This is a genomic window from Pseudomonas sp. R1-15 (assembly GCF_051132085.1).
GTDB lineage: Bacteria > Pseudomonadota > Gammaproteobacteria > Pseudomonadales > Pseudomonadaceae > Aquipseudomonas.
In genome coordinates, this window is the sequence record NZ_CP071660.1 from 1399691 (window position 1) to 1418732 (window position 19042).

The window sequence follows — 19042 nt, forward strand, 5'->3', positions numbered from 1 at the left end:
ACCACGCAACAACTGTGTGGAATAGAGGTTCCAGAGCGGTTTGGAATATCACCCCGAGACGATCAATTGCAGCGCCACGGTGAACATCATCAGCGCCACCAGTAGGTCCAGGATCCGCCAGGTACTGGGTCGGGCCAGCCAGGGAGCCAGCCATGCGGCGCCGATGGCCAGGGTCGAAAACCACAGCAGCGAGGCACTGGCCGCCCCCATGACATAGGCACCGGGCATGCTCTGCTGGGCGCCGAGGGAGCCGATCAGTAATACGGTGTCGAGATAGACGTGGGGGTTGAGCAGCGTGACCGCGAGTGCGCTCAGCAGGACTGTTCCCAGTGAGCGCGCGGCCTGTTTTTCATCGCGTTGCAGGCTCTGTTTCGAACAGGCGCGGCGCAGCGCCTGGGTACCGTACCAGAGCAGAAACGCGGCGCCGCCCCAGCGTGCGATCGAAAGCAGCAACGGGCTTTGCGCCAATAGCGTCGCCAGGCCGAACACTCCGGCGGTGACCAGCAACGCATCGCAGATGATGCACAAGGCAGCCACCGGCAAATGGTGCTCGCGGCGCAAGCTCTGGGCGAGCACGAAGGCGTTCTGCGTGCCAATGGCCATGATCAACCCGAGGGCGACCAGCAGCCCGTTTACATAACTTTGCCACATGACGTCAATTCTCCAGCTGGATTTGCAATGCTGGCCATTCTCCGGTCCGGCGCGGTATAAGAAAAACCAATCTTGCTGATTGCTCATTAGGAATTCTGATGTTCGATTACAAACTGCTGTCTGCCCTGGCGGCCATTGTCGAGCAGGCCGGATTCGAGCGTGCCGCCCAGGTGTTGGGACTGTCGCAGTCGGCCATCTCCCAGCGGATCAAGCTTCTGGAAGCGCGTGTCGGCCAGCCCGTACTGGTGCGTGTCACACCGCCGGTGCCCACCGAAATCGGCCGACGTCTGCTCAACCATGTGCAACAGGTTCGTTTGCTTGAGCGTGACCTGCAAAGCCTGGTGCCGGCGCTGGATGAGGCCGGGTTGCCGGAGCGCCTGCGAATTGCCCTGAACGCCGACAGCCTGGCTACCTGGTGGGGCGGTGCGGTGGGGGCGTTCTGTGCCGAGCGGCAGCTCTTGTTGGACCTGGTGGTGGAAGACCAGAACGTCGGCCTCAAGCGCATGCGCGCCGGGGAAGTGGCGGCCTGCGTCTGCGCCAGCGAACGGCCGGTGGCCGGCGCCCGCAGCGTATTGCTGGGGGCGATGCGCTACCGGGCGCTTGCCAGCCCTGCGTTCATCGCCCGGCACTTCCCCGGCGGGGTGCGCGCCGATCAGTTGGCTCGCACGCCGGCCCTGGTATTCGGCCCGGATGATTTCCTGCAACACCGTTACCTGGCTTCCCTCGGTATCGAGGGCGGTTTCGAGCACCATCTGTGCCCGTCGTCCGAAGGCTTCATCCGTCTCGCTGAAGCGGGGCTTGGCTGGGGACTGGTGCCGGAACTGCAAGTGCGCGAGCAACTGGCGCGGGGCGTGCTGGTGGAGTTGTTGCCTGACAAGCCGATTGATGTGCCGCTGTACTGGCATCATTGGCGCAATGGAGGACACTTGCTCGGTCTGTTGACCGAGCAACTGATTCAGGCGTCCCGGCAGTGGCTGGTGCCGTTGGCCTGACTGACAGCGTCAGGATTAGACGAAGTATGCAAAACCCTAGCAATCGGAGCACTACATGAAGATTCTGGTCACCGGCGCAAGCGGCTTCATCGGCGGGCGCTTCGCGCGTTTCGCCCTTGAGCAGGGCCTGGATGTACGGGTCAATGGCCGCCGGGCCGAAAGCGTCGAGCATCTGGTGCGGCGTGGCGCCGAGTTCATCCAGGGCGACCTCAGCGAGCCGATGCTGGCCCTGGACCTGTGTCGCGATATCGATGCCGTGGTGCATTGTGCCGGCTCGGTGGGGCTGTGGGGGCGCTATCAGGACTTTCACCAGGGCAACGTCCAGCTCACCGAAAACATCGTCGAGGCGTGCCTCAAGCAAAAGGTCCGGCGATTGGTGCACCTCTCCTCACCGTCGATCTATTTTGATGGCCGTGACCACTTGGGACTGACCGAAGAGCAGGTGCCCAAACGTTTCAAGCATCCCTACGCCGCCACCAAGTACCTGGCCGAACAGAAGGTCTTCGGCGCCCAGGAGTTCGGCCTGGAGGTGTTGGCGCTGCGGCCGCGCTTCGTCACTGGTGCCGGTGACATGAGCATTTTTCCGCGCTTGCTCAAGATGCAGCGCAAGGGACGACTGGCGATTATCGGCAACGGCTTGAACAAGGTCGATTTCACCAGCATGCAGAACCTCAACGAAGCACTGCTCAGCAGCCTGCTGGCCACCGGTTCGGCCCTGGGCAAGGCTTACAACATCAGTAACGGGGCGCCCGTTCCGTTGTGGGACGTAGTCAATTATGTGATGCGGCAGATGGAAGTCCCACAAGTCAGGCGTTACCGCTCCTACGGGCTGGCCTACAGCGTTGCGGCCATGAACGAAGGGTTCTGCGCATTATGGCCGGGGCGCCCGGAGCCGACGTTGTCGCGCCTTGGCATGCAGGTGATGAACAGGAATTTCACCCTGGACATCGGTCGGGCCCGGCATTATCTCGATTACGATCCGCAAGTCGGCCTGTGGGCTGCGCTCGATGAATTTTGCGCCTGGTGGCGCGTCCAATATGCCCGCTGATCGCCCCGTCATGAACCGAGTGCCCGGTTCGGGGTCAATGGCTGCGGTGGGCGAGGGGGTTATACTCGCCGCATCGAGTCACTACCGATTTCCCAAAGGTTGAACCCATGCCCACGCGCAACGATGCCAACGACGACTTCGACGATGTACCGAGCCTGCGGATGCGGGCGGACATTCCCGATGACGATGACTTCCTGACCAACCGCCAGCCCCACGTGCAAGCGCGTCCGGCGCCTGTTGCGGCGGCCAGGGTCAAGGCACCGAGCACCGGCCCGTTGTGGGCATTGGTCGGTGCCTTGTTGTGCGCCTTGGCGTTTCTCGCGTGGTGGAGTTTCCAGCAGATTTCCCTGATGGAGCAGCAACTGGTGGCCACCCAGGAAAGCTTCGCCCGGATCAGTGAGGATGCCGCGGGCCGCCTGCAGGACATCTCCGGCAAAGTGGTTGCCGGGCAGTCCAACGTGATGAGCGACAGTGAAGCCTTGAAATTGCAGATCAAGCAGTTGGACAGCAAGCTGCAGGAGCAGGGCCGGCAATTCGACGGCAAGTTGATGGAGCAGTACAAGCAGCTGCAAGGCGCGTTCGGACCGTCCGCCGACCTGGACAAGCAGCTGGCCCAGATGATCGCCCAGGATTCCGAGCAGCAGAACGCCTACACCCAGTTGCAAGCGGCCAACACCCAGCTTCAGGCCCAGGTCAAGGCGTTGGCGGCCGAGGTTGCAACCTTGAAGAACCAAGGCGAGGGCGGCGCGCTGGATGCCCAGCTCAAGAGCATCGGTGCCGACATCACGGCCTTGAAAAGAGCCAACTCGAACTCGGCCATCGAGCGCCTGGAGCAGGACATGATCGTGCTCAAGAGTCAGCAGGAGAACCGCTCGGGCGGCAATAACGCCGAGTTCGATGCCTTCCGCGGCCAGGTCACGCGCAACATCAATACCCTGCAATCGCAGATCCAGTACCTGCAACAGCAGCTGAGCAATCGGGCCCAGTAACGGGCCCTGTGGGAGCGAGCCTGCTCGCTCCCACAGATATTGCAGTTCGCCTGCAACCATCTCCTGAATACTCCAACATCGCCCCACCCCGTCTACGCTCTTGGAACACCAACAAGAACGAGGGGCGTGCCCATGGGGTTTATTCGAAGGCTGGCCTGGCTGGCCGCAATGCTGGCGCTGGGGCTGAACCACGCACAGGCCGCTACGCCGGATGACGGCCAGGCGGCTCGGGCGCTGTTGGAAAGGGCGTTGGCCTACTATCACGATTACGGCGACTATGCGTTCGCCGCCTTCAGCCGCCAGGGCGAATTCGTCGACAAGGACCGCTACGTGTTCGTGGTCGACACCCAGGGAGTAATGCTTGCCAGCGGCGGCCCATCGTCAGCGCTGATCGGGCGAGACGTGTCCGAGGTATTGGGGCCGGATCTGCGCAAGGCGTTCAAGGATGCGTTGAAAACCCCGGAAGCCAGCGGCATCCAGCAGGCCGAGTATCGCTGGCAGAACTGGGCGGACGGCAAGGTCGAGCGCAAGCGTGTGTATTTCCAGCGGGTCGGCGAGCATATCCTCGCGGTTGGCTATTACTTGCCAAGGGCTTCTGCCGAACAGGCCAGGGCGCTACTGGACAAGGCTTCGGCGGACCTGCTGAAGAGTGAGAAAGCGACGCTGACGGCGATCAATTCCCTCAAGGGCGGTTACCTTCAGGATGACCTGTACGTCTTTGTCGTTGATCTCGGTACCCGCCGTTATGTCGGTCATGGCACCAATCTGCGTTTGATCAATACCGATTTTGCCAAGGTCAAGGATCCGGCTGGCAAACCGGTGGGTGAGCCGATCCTGGCAATGATGGGCAAGCAGGATGCGGGGGAATATGAGTATCGCTGGAAGAATCCGGTCACGGGGAAAGTCGAGAACAAGCATGCCTATTTGAAGAAGGCTGGGCATTTCTTGGTGGCTGTGGGGTATTACAGTCCTTGATTTCTGGGGTTCTGGGGTTCTGGGTTTCTGGGTTTCTGGGTTTTGGGTGTATATCCGTTGCTGCGGTAATGGCGGCATAGGGTTCCGCTTTTACAGCGGGTCACTTTCAAAAAGCCCGGAAGCCGGCCCAGTCGAAAGTAACCAAAGCGCTTTAGCCCCACCACTCGGTGCCTCGCTAAGGCTCGGCATGCCCTCACTCCGGCATTGCTCCGTGGGCCCGCCGCGAAGGGCCGTCCCTGGCCCAGCGCGGCTATCCCGGCATTCATGCCGGGATGCCCACTCCACAATGCCTGCGTTCGGCCAGCGTGGTTAACGGGGCGCCGAAATCAACGTCCGCCACGAGGCGGCCTGAAGCCGACCTGACTCTTACTAGAATTGCATTTCTCCTGTGGGAGCGAGCCTGCTCGCGAAGAGGCCGGCATGGCCAACATCTTCATCAACTGAATTCCGCCTTCGCGAGCAGGCTCGCTCCCACAGATGGATCGAAGTACAACCGCCAAAGACAGGCCGGCTCTTGCTCTTGCTGTGCTTTTGACTGTGATCTCAGCGCCCCGTTAACCACGCTGGCCGAGCGCAGGCATTGCGCAGTGGGCACCTCGCATGGATGCCGAGGTAGCCGCGCTGGGCCAGGGAAGGCCCTTCGCGGCGGCCCACGGAGCAATGCCGGAGCGAGGGCACACCGAGCCCAGGCGAGGTGCCGAGTGGTGGGGCAAGAGCGCTTTGGTTACTTTCGACTGGGCCGGCTTCCGGGCTTTTCGAAAGTGACTCGCCGTAAGGGCGAAACCCTAAGTGGTCATAACCGAAAAAAGGATATGTACGCAAAAAGCCCCGGGGAATCACCCCGCCACCAACACCCGAATCGCCTCCAGCCGCAACGCAGCCTTCTCCAGCATCGCCAACCCTTGCTCACGCTGTTGGCGCAGAGCCTCCAGTTCGCTGTCGCGCACGGTAGGGTTCACCGCTTGCAAAGCGGTCAAACGGGCCAGTTCCTCTTCGGTGTCGGCCGCCAGACGGCGTTGCGCCTCGGCCACGCGTTCGGCGTGACGCGGGGCGATCTTCTCTTCGCCGGCGTTGATCCGTGGCGAGAGCTGGTCGCGCTGGGCCTGGATGAACTTGTTGGCGCTGGCGCGGGGGACGCTTTCGAGCTGGTCGTTAAGCGTTTCGAACGACACCCGGCCCGCCAGGTCGTTGCCGTTGGCATCCAGCAGGCAGCGCAGGGCGGCCGGTGGCAGGTAGCGGCCCAATTGGAGCGAGCGCGGGGCGACCACTTCGCTGACATAGAGCAGTTCCAGCAACACGGTGCCAGGCTTGAGCGCCTTGTTCTTGATCAGCGCCACGGCGGTGTTGCCCATGGAGCCGGACAGCACCAGGTCCATGCCGCCTTGCACCATCGGGTGCTCCCAGGTGATGAATTGCATGTCTTCACGAGACAGCGCCTGGTTGCGGTCATAGGTGATGGTCACGCCTTCGTCGTCGCCCAGGGGGAAACTGGCGTCGAGCATTTTTTCGCTCGGCTTGAGGATCAGTGCGTTATCGGAATGATCCTCGCTGTCGATACCGAAGGCGTCGAACAGGGTTTCCATATAGATCGGCAGTGCGAACTGGTCGTCCTGTTCAAGGATGGCCTCCACCAAAGCGTCGCCTTCGCCCGCACCGCCGGAATTGAGCTCCAGCAGACGGTCGCGACCGGTGTGCAGCTCGGCCTCCAGGCGTTCGCGTTCGGCGCGCGCCTCGTCGATCAATGCCTGCCACTCGCCGTCGTCGGCTTCTTCCAGCAACGGCAGCAGGCGCGGGCCGAACTGATGTTGCAAGGCGTTGCCGGTCGGGCAGGTGTTGAGGAAAGCATTCAGCGCCTCGTGATACCACTGGAACAGCCGCGCCTGCGGGCTGGTTTCCAGGTACGGCACATGCAGCTCGATAGTGTGTTTCTGGCCGATCCGGTCCAGACGGCCGATCCGCTGTTCCAAAAGGTCCGGGTGCGCCGGCAGGTCGAACAGCACCAGGTGATGGGCGAATTGGAAGTTGCGACCCTCACTACCGATTTCCGAGCAGATCAGCACCTGGGCACCGAACTCTTCGTCAGCAAAGTAGGCCGCCGCGCGGTCGCGCTCAAGGATGTTCATGCCTTCATGGAACACCGTGGCCGGAATGCCGGAGCGCACGCGCAGGGCGTCTTCCAGGTCCATCGCGGTTTCGGCGTGGGCGCAGATCACCAGGACCTTGGTGCGCTTGAGCATCTTCAACTGATCGATCAGCCATTCGACGCGCGGGTCGAATTTCCACCAGCGTTCTTCTTCGCTGGCTTCAGGCTGAGCCTGGAAGCTGACTTCCGGATACAGCTCGGCGTGTTCGCCCAGCGGCAGTTCCAGGTATTCGTCAGGGCACGGCAGAGGATAGGCGTGCAGCTTGCGCTCGGGGAAACCCTGGACGGCAGCGCGGGTGTTACGGAACAGCACGCGGCCGGTGCCGTGGCGGTCCAGCAGTTCGCGAACCAGGCGGGCGCTGGCTTCGATATCGCCATCGTTGACGGCGGTCAGCAGCGCTTCGCCTTCATTGCCCAGGAAACCATGGATGGTCTGGTGGGCCTCGGGCGACAAGCGTCCCTTGTCCAGCAGCTCCTGGACGGCTTCGGCCACCGGGCGATAGTTCTCGCTTTCGGCACGGAAGGCCTGCAGATCGTGGAAGCGGTTCGGGTCCAGCAGGCGCAGGCGAGCGAAGTGGCTGTCCTGGCCCAGTTGTTCCGGGGTGGCGGTCAGCAGCAGCACGCCAGGGATGGTCTCGGCCAACTGTTCGATCAGCGCGTATTGCGGGCTGACCTGGTCTTCGTGCCACACCAGGTGGTGCGCTTCGTCGACCACCATGAGGTCCCAGCCGGCGGCGAACAGCGCGTCCTGGGCCTTTTCGTCCTCTACCAGCCATTCCAGCGCGACCAGCGCCAGTTGGGTGTCCTCGAACGGGTTGCTGGCATCACTTTCGATAAAGCGTTCTTCGTCGAACAGCGCGACCTGCAGGTTGAAGCGCCGGCGCATCTCCACCAGCCACTGGTGCTGCAGGTTTTCCGGGACCAGGATCAGGATGCGACTGGCGCGGCCGGAAAGCAGTTGCCGATGGATGATCAAGCCGGCTTCGATGGTCTTGCCCAGGCCCACTTCGTCCGCCAGCAATACCCGTGGCGCAATGCGGTCAGCGACTTCACGGGCAATATGCAACTGGTGAGCGATCGGTTGGGCACGCACGCCACCCAGGCCCCAGAGCGGTGACTGCAGTTGGCGGCTGGTGTGTTCCAGCGTGTGGTAGCGCAGGGAGAACCAGGCCAGCGGATCGATCTGCCCGGCGAACAGGCGATCGCTGGCCAGGCGGAACTGGATGAAGTTCGACAGTTGGGTTTCCGGCAGCGTGACGACTTCGTTCTGCCCGTTGAGGCCGTGGTAGACCAGCAGCCCGTCGACGTCATCGACTTCGCGCACGGTCATTTTCCAGCCTTCGAAGTGAGTGATCACGTCGCCCGGCGAAAACCGCACGCGGGTGAGGGGCGCATTCCGTAGCGCGTACTGGCGAGTGTCGCCAGTGGCCGGGTAGAGCACGGTCAACAAGCGGCCGTCCTGTGCCAGAACGGTGCCCAAACCCAGCTCGGCTTCGCTGTCACTGATCCAGCGTTGCCCCGGTTGATACTGCTGCGCCATGCTGCCTGACTCCCGCCGTGAAAAAGCCGGCTATCTTAACGGAATGACGCGTCAGACCAAAGGATTTACGCACGTAACCAGCGCTCGTGACGGCTCGCCCATCAACCGGCCCAACGGAACTTAAGCGTGTTCTGCGATCAAACAAGCTTGTGTCCTCGCCCCGCGTAATGCCAACCAGCTCACAAGTTTCAGACCAGCGGTTCAAGCTGTCCTCGCCGCCGCCGACAACCTGAAGACAGGAGACCTTTATGTTGCCACCCATGCTTCCCTTGAGCGCCGTACCCATCACCGCTCAGCAGGATCCGATCCGCCCGCGACCGGATATTCCTCCCGTGGTCCCGGTACAACAAAGCTCCAACGAAAGCACCATCGACCTGCAAAAGGGTGACCCGGAGGAGGCCGCTCTGTTGCTGCGCGAAGAGCAGCGTCGTCAGCAGGAGCGCAACCGGCGCCGCCGCGAAGCCGACGAGGATCCCGAGGAGCATCTGGCTGTTCCGGGCACGGAGCTGAACGCCGACAACACCGTGCCGGTCGTTCCGCTCGTCGAGGGCGAAGAGCGCCAGGGCCTATGGGTGGATATCCAGATCTGAGGTTTCGTCGACGTCGCTGGCTGGTCAACGCAACCGGTAACCCGCATCATGGGCGCATCCGCCACTCACCGTACGATGTCGACACAGCATGAGCCAAGAAGACAAACTGATTGATCTCGGTGCAGAGCGCGCAAAGCGCGTTCACGACCTCAACGAAAAACGTCTCAATGAAGTCCGCCAGGCCTTCGAGCAGGCCATGCCCTTGGGCAAGCCGAAGAAAAAATCGAAAAACAAACCGAAAAAGCGCTGAACCCCCTCGATCCATTGATATGGATCAGTTATCACCCTTCCTTTGCGCTCCGTCGCGAGCGTTATTGACCCCGGTCAATTTTCCTCCAGGCCTGATTGGTTAACTTGATCCCATCGCAACAGGGGCAAGACCAGGAGGCCAGTCATGTTTATCGATAATGTGGTGTTTGCCGGTGTGTTGACGGTCGGCCTCATGTTCGTGTTTTTTGCAGGGTTTGGATTATTCATCTGGAAAGACGCACACAAGCGCAAAAAGCCGTAGGTCTTTCCGGCGACAACGAGCACGCAAGGCATTTGGGCGACTTCGGTCGCCCTTTTTTTTTGGAGGCGAATTTTCAGTTCTACACAAAACCACTGTGGGAGCGAGCCTGCTCGCGAAGGCGCAGTATCAGCCATCCACTCAGTGGCTGATACACCGCTTTCGCGAGCAGGCTCGCTCCCACACAAGGATTCAAGTGGAAATAAAAAAGGTGCGAACCGCAAGGAACGCACCTTTTTCACGAGCCGCTGAAACTCAGCTGCCGATGGCCTTAGACGCCAGCCAGAACAGTGCCGCCGACAGGCCCACCGTTGCTGGCAGGGTCAGCACCCAGGCCAGCAGGATAGTCTGGACCGTGCCGCCCTGCAGGCCGCTCTTGTTGGCCACCATCGTGCCCGCCACGCCGGAAGACAGCACATGGGTGGTGGAAACCGGCAGGCTGAAGATATTTGCCGCGCCGATCATGCAGGCCGTGGTGATCTGCGCCGACATGCCTTGGGCGTAGGTCATGCCTTGCTTGCCGATCTTCTCGCCGATGGTCAGTACCACGCGCTTCCAGCCGACCATGGTGCCCAGGCCGAGTGCCAGGGCAACCGCCAGGATTACCCAGAACGGGGCGTATTCGGTGGTCGCGGTCAGGTCCTTGCGCAGCTTGTTCAGGTCGTCTTTTTCACGGGCTGCCAGGCCAGGCAACTTGCCGACTTTTTTCGCCGTATCGTCCAGGCAAAGCAGGTAGCGGCGCACTTCGATGCGGCTTTCCGACGGCAGCGAGTGGTAATCCGCCACGCCTTTGAGGGTGTCGAGCAGCGCATTGATGGTCGGTTCGGTCTGCTGCGGGTTGCAGCGGAATTTCTCCGGCAGGTCGCCTTCGACGCTCTTGCCCAAGGCCAGGAACTCACCCAGCGACTCGTTGTTGCGCTTGTAGAACTGGCTAAGGTGCAACGTCGCGTCGCGGGTGCGCTCGATCTGGTAGGTAGTGCTGTTCAGGTCGAGAACGAACTGTGCGGGTACGATACCGATCAGCACCAGCATGATCAGGCCGATGCCTTTCTGGCCATCGTTGGAACCGTGGACGAAGCTGACGGCCATGGCGGAAATCACCAGTACCAGGCGATTCCAGAACGGCGGGTGTTTCTTGTCGTCGATCTTGCGGCGCTGTTCCGGCGTCTTGTGCATCTTCGACAACGGGCGCCACCATTTCAGGCTGAGCAACACCAGGGCCGCGATCAGGAAGCCGGCCATCGGCGAGAACACCAGGGAGGCGCCGATATCGATCGCTTTCTGCCAGTTCACCCCGTCGGCCAACGGAATATCGTTGATCAGCGCATTGGCCAGGCCCACGCCGAGGATCGAGCCGATCAGCGTATGGGAACTGGACGCCGGGATACCGAAGTACCACGTGCCGAGGTTCCAGGTGATGGCCGCCGCGAGCAGCGAGAACACCATGGCCAGGCCGTGTCCGGTGTTCACATTGATCAGCAACTCCACGGGCAGCAGGTGAACGATGGCGTACGCCACCCCCACGCCACCCAGCAGTACGCCGAGGAAATTGAACACACCGGAAAAGAACACCGCCAGGTGAGGCGGCATGGCTTTGGTGTAGATAACAGTGGCAACCGCGTTAGCGGTGTCATGAAAGCCGTTGATGAACTCGAAGGCGAGGACAAAAGCCAGGGCGAGCAAGAGGCTCACGAGCACCCAAGCATCCAGTCCGCTGAATAAATCGATCATGAAGGTTTTCTGACCCGGTCATAAGGGGGCGCGATTATGCCAGAAAACCTCGCTAATCGATGCATCGACTGCTCATCGGTAACATTCTTCAACGAAATAACCGGCAGGAAGCCGTGCAGGCCTGGGTTTTGAATGGGCTGCGCAACCCTTTGATTTCGGGATGAAAATGCCGGCTGGCAAGGTTCTGCGCAGGGCGTGGGGGGCTGGGGCGGGCGCCTGAAATATCTGAAAAAAGAAAATCAGCGGTGAATGTCCGCCGACCGATGGTGGAGAGAATGACGGCCCGCTTTTGGCGGGCCCTCGCTACCGGTGTCCGACCGGGGTGTGGCCGGACACGCTACGGAACTCAAGCCCGGAGAATCATTCTTCCTCGGCCTTGAGTTCTTTTTCCATCTTTTGCAGTTCCTGGCTGAACGCCTGGTCCTGAACAGTGGCGCGTTTGCGCCAGGGTTTGCGTTCCGGTTCAGGTTGCGCGGCGTAGGTGGTGACTTCCCCGCCGTAAACTTCCTTGTAACGTTGTTCCTGGCGCTCAAGTTCCGCGCGCAGTTCGTCTTTCGTCACATCATTACCTAATGAATTGAAATTGATCTGGTGATACGCACTGCATGTACGCGATGCAGACGGCCACGGCACCAGAGCTGATAGCTGACGTAGCATCAGGGTTTCGCATATTGCCGATACGGGAGATGCGGCCAGGCTGCTGACACAACAAAACCATTGTGCTCGCGGAAGGAGTGGATCCATTGGCCGATCCGCCACTGGCGCGCATTATAGCGGTCCGCCGCAATAACACTAGCAAAGTTAAAGTACCGGGTTACCGGTGTGAATCAATATTGCATAAGTGTTGCTAGTTGTGCGGCACGCATCACAAGTGTCGATATCCTGACGTCATTTTCATATGACAAGTTCATTATTCTTTGTCGCTGTTCAAGTTCGTCGTCCAAGGTGCTTGCTGGAAAAACGCAAAAAACAGCAAGACTGGCAGGCGCCTGCTGATTGCGATTATCGACCGCCGGTTCGATAATCGCACGGTGTTGATGGATCGACACTTGTCTGTCCGACGGGCAGCCGCTTGTAATAGCCGTCATTCCGGGAGAACCAGAGATGAACGACCAATTGCGCAACGCCTTCACTTCAGTAGCGCCGCCGATCGTCGCTTCGCCGGCCAAGCGGATCCAGGCCCTGACCGGTGACCCGGACTTCATGACCTCGCTGGCCCGTGGACTGGCGGTGGTCCAGGCATTCCAGGAGCGCAAGCGGCACCTGACCATCGCCCAGATCAGCCACCGCACCGAAATTCCCCGCGCGGCGGTGAGGCGCTGCCTGCACACGTTGATCAAGCTCGGCTACGCCACCACCGACGGACGGACTTATTCGCTGTTGCCCAAAGTGCTGACCCTGGGCCATGCCTATCTGTCATCGACACCGCTGGCAGTTTCTGCCCAACCGTACCTGGACCGCATGAGCGAACAGCTGCACGAGGCCTGCAACATGGCGACGCTGGAAGGCGATGACATCCTTTACATCGCCCGGTCGGCCACGACTCAAAGGCTGATTTCGGTGGACCTGTCCGTCGGTGGCCGCCTGCCAGCCTATTGCACGTCGATGGGCCGGATCCTGCTGGCGGCACTGGATGACGCGTCGCTGCGCGATTATCTCGAGCATGCCGACCTGCAGGCCAAGACCAGCCGCACCCTGCACACGCCCGAGGCGTTGCTCGAATGCTTGCAACAGGTCCGGCAGCAGGGTTGGTGCATTGTCGATCAGGAACTGGAACAGGGCCTGCGCTCGATTGCCGTGCCGGTATACGATGCTTCGGGCCAGGTGGTGGCGGCCCTGAACGTCAGCACCCATGCCGGACGGGTCAGCCGCAACGAGCTGGAGCAGCGCTTTTTGCCTGGCCTGCTCGGGGCCAGCCGGGACCTGAGCGCGCAACTGTTCACTTAAGCTGTTCGATAAACGCACACACTCCGCTTCGGTGAATTGACGGTATTTGCCCGGGCTCATTAATGTCGCGCAGCGTCATCTGGCGTTTCTTGCGTGGAATAAAAATAAAATGAACCAGCCCCAGACCTCCGTAGGCACCTGCCTCGATGTGCAATCCTTCATCAATGCCCAGCCCATTTCTCGTTACCAATGGCGAGTGGTCATTCTCTGTTTCCTGATCGTTTTCCTCGATGGCCTCGACACCGCGGCCATGGGCTTCATCGCCCCGGCGCTTTCCCAGGATTGGGGCATCAATCGGGCCAGTCTTGGCCCGGTGATGAGCGCAGCGCTGATCGGCATGGTATTCGGCGCACTGGGTTCCGGCCCATTGGCTGACCGTTTCGGACGAAAAATCGTATTGGTGGGGGCGGTCGTGTTGTTTGGCGCTTTCAGCCTGGCCTCGGCCTTCTGTACCAACGTCGACCAACTGCTGGTGCTGCGTTTCCTGACCGGCCTGGGATTGGGGGCCGGGATGCCGAATGCCACGACCTTGCTCTCGGAATACACCCCGGAACGCAAGAAGTCCCTGCTGGTCACCAGCATGTTCTGCGGCTTCAACCTGGGTATGGCCGGCGGCGGTTTCATCTCCGCCAAGCTGATACCGGCGTTCGGCTGGCACAGCTTGCTGCTGATCGGTGGCGTGCTGCCGTTGATCCTGGCGGTGGTGCTGGTGTTCTGGCTGCCGGAGTCGGCGCGTTACCTGGTGGTGCGTAACCGTGGCACCGACAAGGTGCGCAAGACCCTGGCGCCGATCGACCCGCCGACCATCGCCCAGGCGGCCAGCTTCAGCGTGCCCGAACAAAAGACCGTAAAAGCGCGCAACGTGCTGGCGGTGATCTTTTCCGGTACCTACAGCGCCGGCACCTTGTTGTTGTGGCTGACGTATTTCATGGGGCTGGTGATTGTCTATCTGCTGACCAGTTGGCTGCCGACGCTGATGCGCGACAGCGGCGCGAGCATGGAGCAGGCGGCGTTCATCGGCGCGCTGTTTCAGTTCGGCGGCGTATTGAGTGCAGTCGGGGTGGGTTGGGCGATGGACCGTTTCAATCCGCACAAGGTCATCGGCATTTTCTACCTGATGGCCGGGGTATTTGCCTACGCGGTGGGGCAGAGCCTGGGCAACATTACCTTGCTCGCCACCCTGGTGCTGGTGGCCGGCATGTGCGTCAACGGCGCGCAATCGGCGATGCCGTCCCTGGCGGCGCGGTTCTACCCAACCCAGGGCCGGGCTACCGGGGTGTCGTGGATGCTGGGCATCGGCCGGTTCGGCGCGATTCTTGGCGCGTGGATGGGCGCGACGTTGTTGGGGTTGGGCTGGAACTTCGAACAGGTCCTGACCGCGCTGGTGATTCCAGCGGCATTGGCGACCGCGGCGGTCGTTATCAAAGGCATGGTCAGCCATGCGGATGCGACCTGACTTTTTCTCTGAAGCTGAATCTGCACCTGTGGCGAGGGAGCTTGCTCCCGCCGGGGCGCGAAGCGGCCCTGTTTTTTGGGGGCTGCTTTGCAGCCCAGCGGGAGCAAGCTCCCTCGCCACAGGCCCTGCGTTGTTTCAGGACAGAGTAAATCGATAGCTACGCAACAATCTGTTCGATAAACGAACACTCTGTCGATTATCGGATTGTTTGGCGTTTTTCCCCGGCTTAATCTTCAGTCACCCAGGCGCTGGACCTCGCGCCTCTTTTTCATGTCGGTCTACTGGATAACGGGAGCCTGCCCCATGGCTGAAATCCTTTCGCTGCACGACGCGGTGAAGCAGTTCGTCAACGACGGCGATACCGTCGCGCTCGAAGGCTTCACGCACCTGATCCCGACGGCGGCGGGTCATGAAATCATTCGTCAGGGCAAGAAGGACCTGACCCTGGTGCGCATGACGCCTGACTTGATTTACGACCAGTTGATCGGCGCCGGTTGTGCTCGCAAACTGATTTTTTCCTGGGGCGGCAATCCTGGCGTGGGTTCCTTGCACCGGCTGCGCGATGCGGTCGAAAAGCAATGGCCGCATCCGCTGGAAATCGAGGAGCACAGCCACGCCGACCTGGCAAATGCCTACGTTGCCGGCGCCTCCGGCCTGCCGTTCGCAGTACTTCGGGCCTACGCCGGCTCCGACCTGCCGAAGGTCAATCCGCTGATCAAGAGCGTCACCTGTCCCTTCACCGGGGAAGTGCTTGCCGCCGTGCCGTCGGTGCGACCGGACATTACCGTGATCCACGCACAGAAGGCCGACCGCAAGGGCAACGTGTTGCTGTGGGGCATCCTCGGTGTGCAGAAAGAAGCGGCCCTGGCGGCCAAGCGTTGCATCGTCACCGTGGAAGAAATCGTCGACGACCTGAACGCGCCGATGAATGCCTGCGTGCTGCCAACCTGGGCCTTGAGCGCGGTATGTCATGTACCGGGTGGCGCGCATCCGTCCTACGCTCACGGCTACACCGAGCGTGACAATCGTTTCTACCAGGCGTGGGATCCTATCGCCCGGGACCGTGAGACATTTACCGCATGGATTGACGAGTACATCCATGGCACCAGGGACTTCAGTGAATTCCAGGCCCGGCTGGCGGCCGCTTCGCAGGTGAAACCATGACCTATTCCACCAATGAGATGATGACCGTCGCCGCGGCCCGTCGGCTGAAGAACAACGCCGTGTGTTTCGTTGGCATCGGCCTGCCGTCGAAAGCGGCTAACCTGGCGCGGCTGACTTCGTCGCCTGATGTCGTCCTGATCTACGAATCCGGTCCGATCGGCGCCAAGCCCAGCGTATTGCCGCTGTCCATCGGCGACGGTGAACTGGCGGAAACCGCGGACACCGTCGTACCCACCGGTGAGATTTTTCGCTACTGGCTGCAGGGCGGGCGCATCGACGTCGGCTTTCTCGGCGCGGCCCAGGTGGACCGTTTCGGCAACATCAACACCACGGTGGTCGGCGATTATCATCAGCCGAAAGTCCGCTTGCCGGGTGCCGGTGGCGCGCCGGAAATCGCCGGCTCGGCGAAAAGTGTGCTGATCATCCTCAAGCAATCGGCGCGTTCGTTTGTCGACAAGCTGGACTTCATCACCTCGGTCGGTCACGGCGAAGGCGGTGATTCGCGCAAGCGCCTTGGCCTGCCGGGCGCTGGCCCCGTAGGGATCATCACTGACCTGTGCATCATGGAACCGGAAGCCGGCAGCCATGAGTTCGTGGTCACTTCGCTGCACCCCGGGGTGACCCGTGAGCAAGTCATTGCCGCCACCGGCTGGGCGATCCGTTTCGCCGACCAGGTGCAGACCACCGCCGAACCGACCGAGGTCGAGTTGCGCGCATTGCGCGACCTTGAGGCCCGTACCGCTGCGGCCCACGGCCAGACTCCAGGAGAAGCCTGAATGCGCGACGTTTTTATCTGTGATGCGATTCGAACCCCCATCGGCCGGTTCGGCGGCAGCCTGTCCGCGGTGCGTGCCGATGACCTGGCGGCCGTGCCGATCAAGGCGCTGATGGAACGCAACCCATCGGTGGATTGGCGCGCGGTGGACGAAGTGTTCCTCGGCTGCGCCAACCAGGCCGGTGAAGACAACCGCAACGTCGCGCGCATGGCCTTGTTGCTGGCCGGTCTGCCGGAGAGCATCCCCGGCGTGACCGTCAACCGCCTCTGCGCCTCGGGCATGGACGCCATCGGCACGGCGTTCCGCGCCATTGCCAGCGGCGAAATGGAGCTGGCCATCGCCGGCGGCGTCGAATCGATGTCTCGCGCGCCGTTCGTGATGGGCAAGGCCGATGCGGCGTTCTCACGCAACATGAAGCTGGAGGACACGACCATTGGTTGGCGCTTCATCAACCCGCTGATGAAAGCCCGGTACGGCGTTGATGCAATGCCGCAGACCGCTGATAACGTGGCGGATGACTACGCGGTGTCCCGCGCTGATCAAGACGCCTTTGCCGTGCGCAGCCAGCAGCGTGCGGCGGCGGCCCAGGCGGCGGGATTTTTTGCCGAGGAAATCGTGCCGGTTCGCATCGCCCACAAAAAGGGCGAAACGGTGGTCGAGCAGGACGAGCATCCACGCGCCGACACCACGTTGGAAACCTTGGGCCGACTCAAACCGGTCAACGGCCCCGACAAGACCGTGACCGCCGGCAACGCCTCGGGCGTGAATGACGGGGCGGCGGCGCTGATCCTCGCGTCCGCCGAAGCGGTGAAGAAACACGGCCTGACCCCCAGAGCCAGAGTGCTGGGCATGGCCAGCGCCGGCGTCGCGCCACGGGTGATGGGCATCGGCCCGGTGCCGGCGGTGCGCAAACTGACTGAGCGCCTGGGCCTGGCGGTCGCCGATTTTGACGTGATCGAGCTCAACGAAGCCTTTGCCAGCCAGGGCCTGGCGGTGTTGCGCGATCTTGGGCTGGCGGACGATGCTCCGCACGTCAATCCGAACGGTGGCGCCATTGCCTTGGGCCATCCACTGGGCATGAGCGGGGCGCGGCTGGTGATGACAGCGCTGCATCATCTGGAAAAGACCGGCGGCAAGAAAGGCCTGGCGACCATGTGCGTTGGCGTCGGCCAAGGTCTGGCACTGGCTATCGAACGCGTCTGACGGGTCGTCCTACCAATAAGAAACCGAGGAATGCTGCATGACTGACAAGCCTGGTTACCGTCGCCCTCAAGCGGGCACTCAGCCGGAGTATCTGCACCCGCCGTACCAGTCCACCAACCTGCGCTCGCCGTCCAAGCCGTTGGTGTACCTGCCCCATTCATTGTCGGAAATCACCGGGCCGACCGTAGGTGCTGATCGTCTTCAGGAGAAGGACCATGACCTGACCGCCCAGCATGCCGGTGAGCCGCTCGGTGAACGGATCATCATTCACGGGCGCGTGCTCGATGAGCACGGCGAGCCGGTGCCGGGCATCCTGATCGAGATCTGGCAGGCCAACGCCGCCGGTCGCTACAACCACGACCGTGACAACCATGACGCGCCGCTGGACCCGAACTTCACCGGCACCGGTCGCACCGTGACCGATGCCGATGGCGGGTATCAGTTCCAGACCATCAAGCCCGGCGCCTATCCGTGGGGCAACCACCACAACGCCTGGCGTCCTGCGCATATCCATTTTTCATTGTTCGGGCCGAGCATCCTGACGCGCCTGGTCACGCAGATGTATTTCCCCGGTGATCCGTTGCTGGAATACGACCCGATCTACAACTGCGTGCCGGACAGCCGTGCCAAGGAACGCTTGATCGCCAGTTTCGACCTGGAAAAAACCATTCCTCACTACGCCCTCGGTTATCGCTGGGACATCGTCTTGCGCGGCCGCGAAGCCACGCCGATGGAGAAATAAGATGACGCTCAACGCCACTACGTCCCACACCGTCGGCCCTTACTACCACATCGGCCTGACGTGGCTGAACCGCGAAGACCTGACCGACGCCCAGACGCTCGGCCAGCGCGTGGCGATCACCGGGCAAGTGATCGACGGCAACGGCCAGTTCGTCAACGACGCCATGCTGGAAGTCTGGCAGGCCAACGCCGCCGGTAAATACGCTCACCCGGAAGACGATCAGGACAAACCGCTGGACCCGCATTTCGACGGTTTCGGCCGGGTGCCAGTGGATGCCGAAGGGCGGTTCCGCTTCACCACCATCAAGCCTGGCACCGTGCCGGGGTTGGGCGGTACGACCCAGGCGCCGCATCTCGTTGTACTGGTGTTCGCCCGCGGGTTGGTCAAGCATCTGTTGACGCGCATCTATTTCGCCGACGAACCCGCCAACGAAGCTGACCCGTTGCTGGCCTGCGTACCCGAGGAGCGTCGCGACACCATCGTGGCCAGGCCCGATGCATCGGGTGTTTACCAGTGGAACGTGATTCTCCAGGGCACGGATGCCGAGACAGTGTTCTTCGATTACTGAGTGAAAACCCCCGTGGCGA

Annotated in this window: 19 protein-coding genes; 14 read left to right on the plus strand and 5 right to left on the minus strand. The window is 61.6% G+C overall.

What is annotated here, in order from left to right:
* Positions 1-48: 48 nt before the first annotated feature.
* Positions 49-651 (minus strand): LysE/ArgO family amino acid transporter, encoded by a 603-nt coding sequence (locus tag J3P97_RS06085; protein ID WP_434603003.1) that lies wholly within the window; start codon positions 649-651, stop codon positions 49-51.
* A 92-nt stretch (positions 652-743) separates the two neighbouring features.
* Between J3P97_RS06085 and J3P97_RS06090 the strand changes: the two genes are divergently transcribed.
* From J3P97_RS06090 to J3P97_RS06105, 4 genes are all read left to right on the plus strand, one after another.
* Entirely contained in the window at positions 744-1643 is a 900-nt protein-coding gene (locus J3P97_RS06090) for a LysR family transcriptional regulator ArgP (protein ID WP_434574266.1), read from the plus strand.
* A gap of 55 nt (positions 1644-1698) precedes the next feature.
* On the plus strand, positions 1699-2691 hold the full coding sequence (locus J3P97_RS06095; protein ID WP_434673679.1) for an NAD-dependent epimerase/dehydratase family protein: 993 nt from the start codon (positions 1699-1701) through the stop codon (positions 2689-2691).
* 107 nt (positions 2692-2798) lie between these two features.
* Complete coding sequence (locus tag J3P97_RS06100) at positions 2799-3680, plus strand: ATPase (protein WP_434603004.1); 882 nt, start codon at positions 2799-2801, stop codon at positions 3678-3680.
* 132 nt (positions 3681-3812) lie between these two features.
* Complete coding sequence (locus tag J3P97_RS06105) at positions 3813-4655, plus strand: cache domain-containing protein (protein ID WP_434603005.1); 843 nt, start codon at positions 3813-3815, stop codon at positions 4653-4655.
* An 836-nt stretch (positions 4656-5491) separates the two neighbouring features.
* On the opposite strand, the gene rapA is transcribed toward J3P97_RS06105, so the two are convergent.
* Positions 5492-8338 carry an RNA polymerase-associated protein RapA gene (rapA, locus tag J3P97_RS06110; RefSeq protein ID WP_434673680.1) on the minus strand — a complete coding sequence of 949 codons (2847 nt, stop codon included), beginning with the start codon at positions 8336-8338 and terminating at the stop codon, positions 5492-5494.
* Between the two features lie 248 nt (positions 8339-8586).
* Between rapA and J3P97_RS06115 the strand changes: the two genes are divergently transcribed.
* The 3 genes from J3P97_RS06115 (at position 8587) to ccoM (ending at position 9439) form a co-directional block, all read left to right on the plus strand.
* The gene (locus J3P97_RS06115; protein WP_434569549.1) at positions 8587-8928 is read left to right on the plus strand and encodes an aspartate-semialdehyde dehydrogenase; all 342 of its coding nucleotides are present in this window, start codon (positions 8587-8589) and stop codon (positions 8926-8928) included.
* An 88-nt stretch (positions 8929-9016) separates the two neighbouring features.
* Positions 9017-9178, plus strand: coding sequence for a hypothetical protein (locus J3P97_RS06120; RefSeq protein ID WP_434569548.1), 162 nt, complete (start codon positions 9017-9019; stop codon positions 9176-9178).
* Positions 9179-9322: 144 nt separating this feature from the next.
* Complete coding sequence (ccoM, locus tag J3P97_RS06125) at positions 9323-9439, plus strand: cytochrome c oxidase subunit CcoM (protein WP_030139315.1); 117 nt, start codon at positions 9323-9325, stop codon at positions 9437-9439.
* 252 nt (positions 9440-9691) lie between these two features.
* On the opposite strand, the gene J3P97_RS06130 is transcribed toward ccoM, so the two are convergent.
* The 3 genes from J3P97_RS06130 to J3P97_RS06140 form a co-directional block, all read right to left on the minus strand.
* Positions 9692-11167 carry an inorganic phosphate transporter gene (locus J3P97_RS06130; protein ID WP_305496282.1) on the minus strand — a complete coding sequence of 492 codons (1476 nt, stop codon included), beginning with the start codon at positions 11165-11167 and terminating at the stop codon, positions 9692-9694.
* Between the two features lie 360 nt (positions 11168-11527).
* Positions 11528-11728: a hypothetical protein gene (locus J3P97_RS06135; protein WP_434569547.1), complete on the minus strand. Its 201-nt coding sequence runs from the start codon at positions 11726-11728 to the stop codon at positions 11528-11530.
* A gap of 266 nt (positions 11729-11994) precedes the next feature.
* The gene (locus tag J3P97_RS06140; RefSeq protein ID WP_434603007.1) at positions 11995-12255 is read right to left on the minus strand and encodes a hypothetical protein; all 261 of its coding nucleotides are present in this window, start codon (positions 12253-12255) and stop codon (positions 11995-11997) included.
* A 16-nt stretch (positions 12256-12271) separates the two neighbouring features.
* On the opposite strand from J3P97_RS06140, the gene pcaR reads away from it, so the two are divergent.
* From pcaR to pcaG, 7 genes are all read left to right on the plus strand, one after another.
* Positions 12272-13114, plus strand: a complete 843-nt coding sequence (gene pcaR / locus J3P97_RS06145; protein ID WP_305496280.1) for a pca regulon transcriptional regulator PcaR — start codon at positions 12272-12274, stop codon at positions 13112-13114.
* A gap of 109 nt (positions 13115-13223) precedes the next feature.
* Positions 13224-14570 (plus strand): MFS transporter, encoded by a 1347-nt coding sequence (locus tag J3P97_RS06150; RefSeq protein WP_305496279.1) that lies wholly within the window; start codon positions 13224-13226, stop codon positions 14568-14570.
* Positions 14571-14873: 303 nt separating this feature from the next.
* Positions 14874-15734: a CoA transferase subunit A gene (locus J3P97_RS06155; RefSeq protein WP_434569545.1), complete on the plus strand. Its 861-nt coding sequence runs from the start codon at positions 14874-14876 to the stop codon at positions 15732-15734.
* Positions 15731-16510, plus strand: a complete 780-nt coding sequence (locus tag J3P97_RS06160; RefSeq protein ID WP_420764441.1) for a CoA-transferase subunit beta — start codon at positions 15731-15733, stop codon at positions 16508-16510. Before J3P97_RS06155 ends, J3P97_RS06160 begins: the two co-directional genes overlap by 4 nt.
* Entirely contained in the window at positions 16511-17713 is a 1203-nt protein-coding gene (gene pcaF, locus J3P97_RS06165; RefSeq protein WP_434673681.1) for a 3-oxoadipyl-CoA thiolase, read from the plus strand.
* Positions 17714-17750: 37 nt separating this feature from the next.
* On the plus strand, positions 17751-18455 hold the full coding sequence (pcaH, locus tag J3P97_RS06170; protein ID WP_434569543.1) for a protocatechuate 3,4-dioxygenase subunit beta: 705 nt from the start codon (positions 17751-17753) through the stop codon (positions 18453-18455).
* A gap of 1 nt (position 18456) precedes the next feature.
* The gene (gene pcaG, locus J3P97_RS06175; protein WP_305496274.1) at positions 18457-19023 is read left to right on the plus strand and encodes a protocatechuate 3,4-dioxygenase subunit alpha; all 567 of its coding nucleotides are present in this window, start codon (positions 18457-18459) and stop codon (positions 19021-19023) included.
* Positions 19024-19042 lie beyond the last annotated feature (19 nt).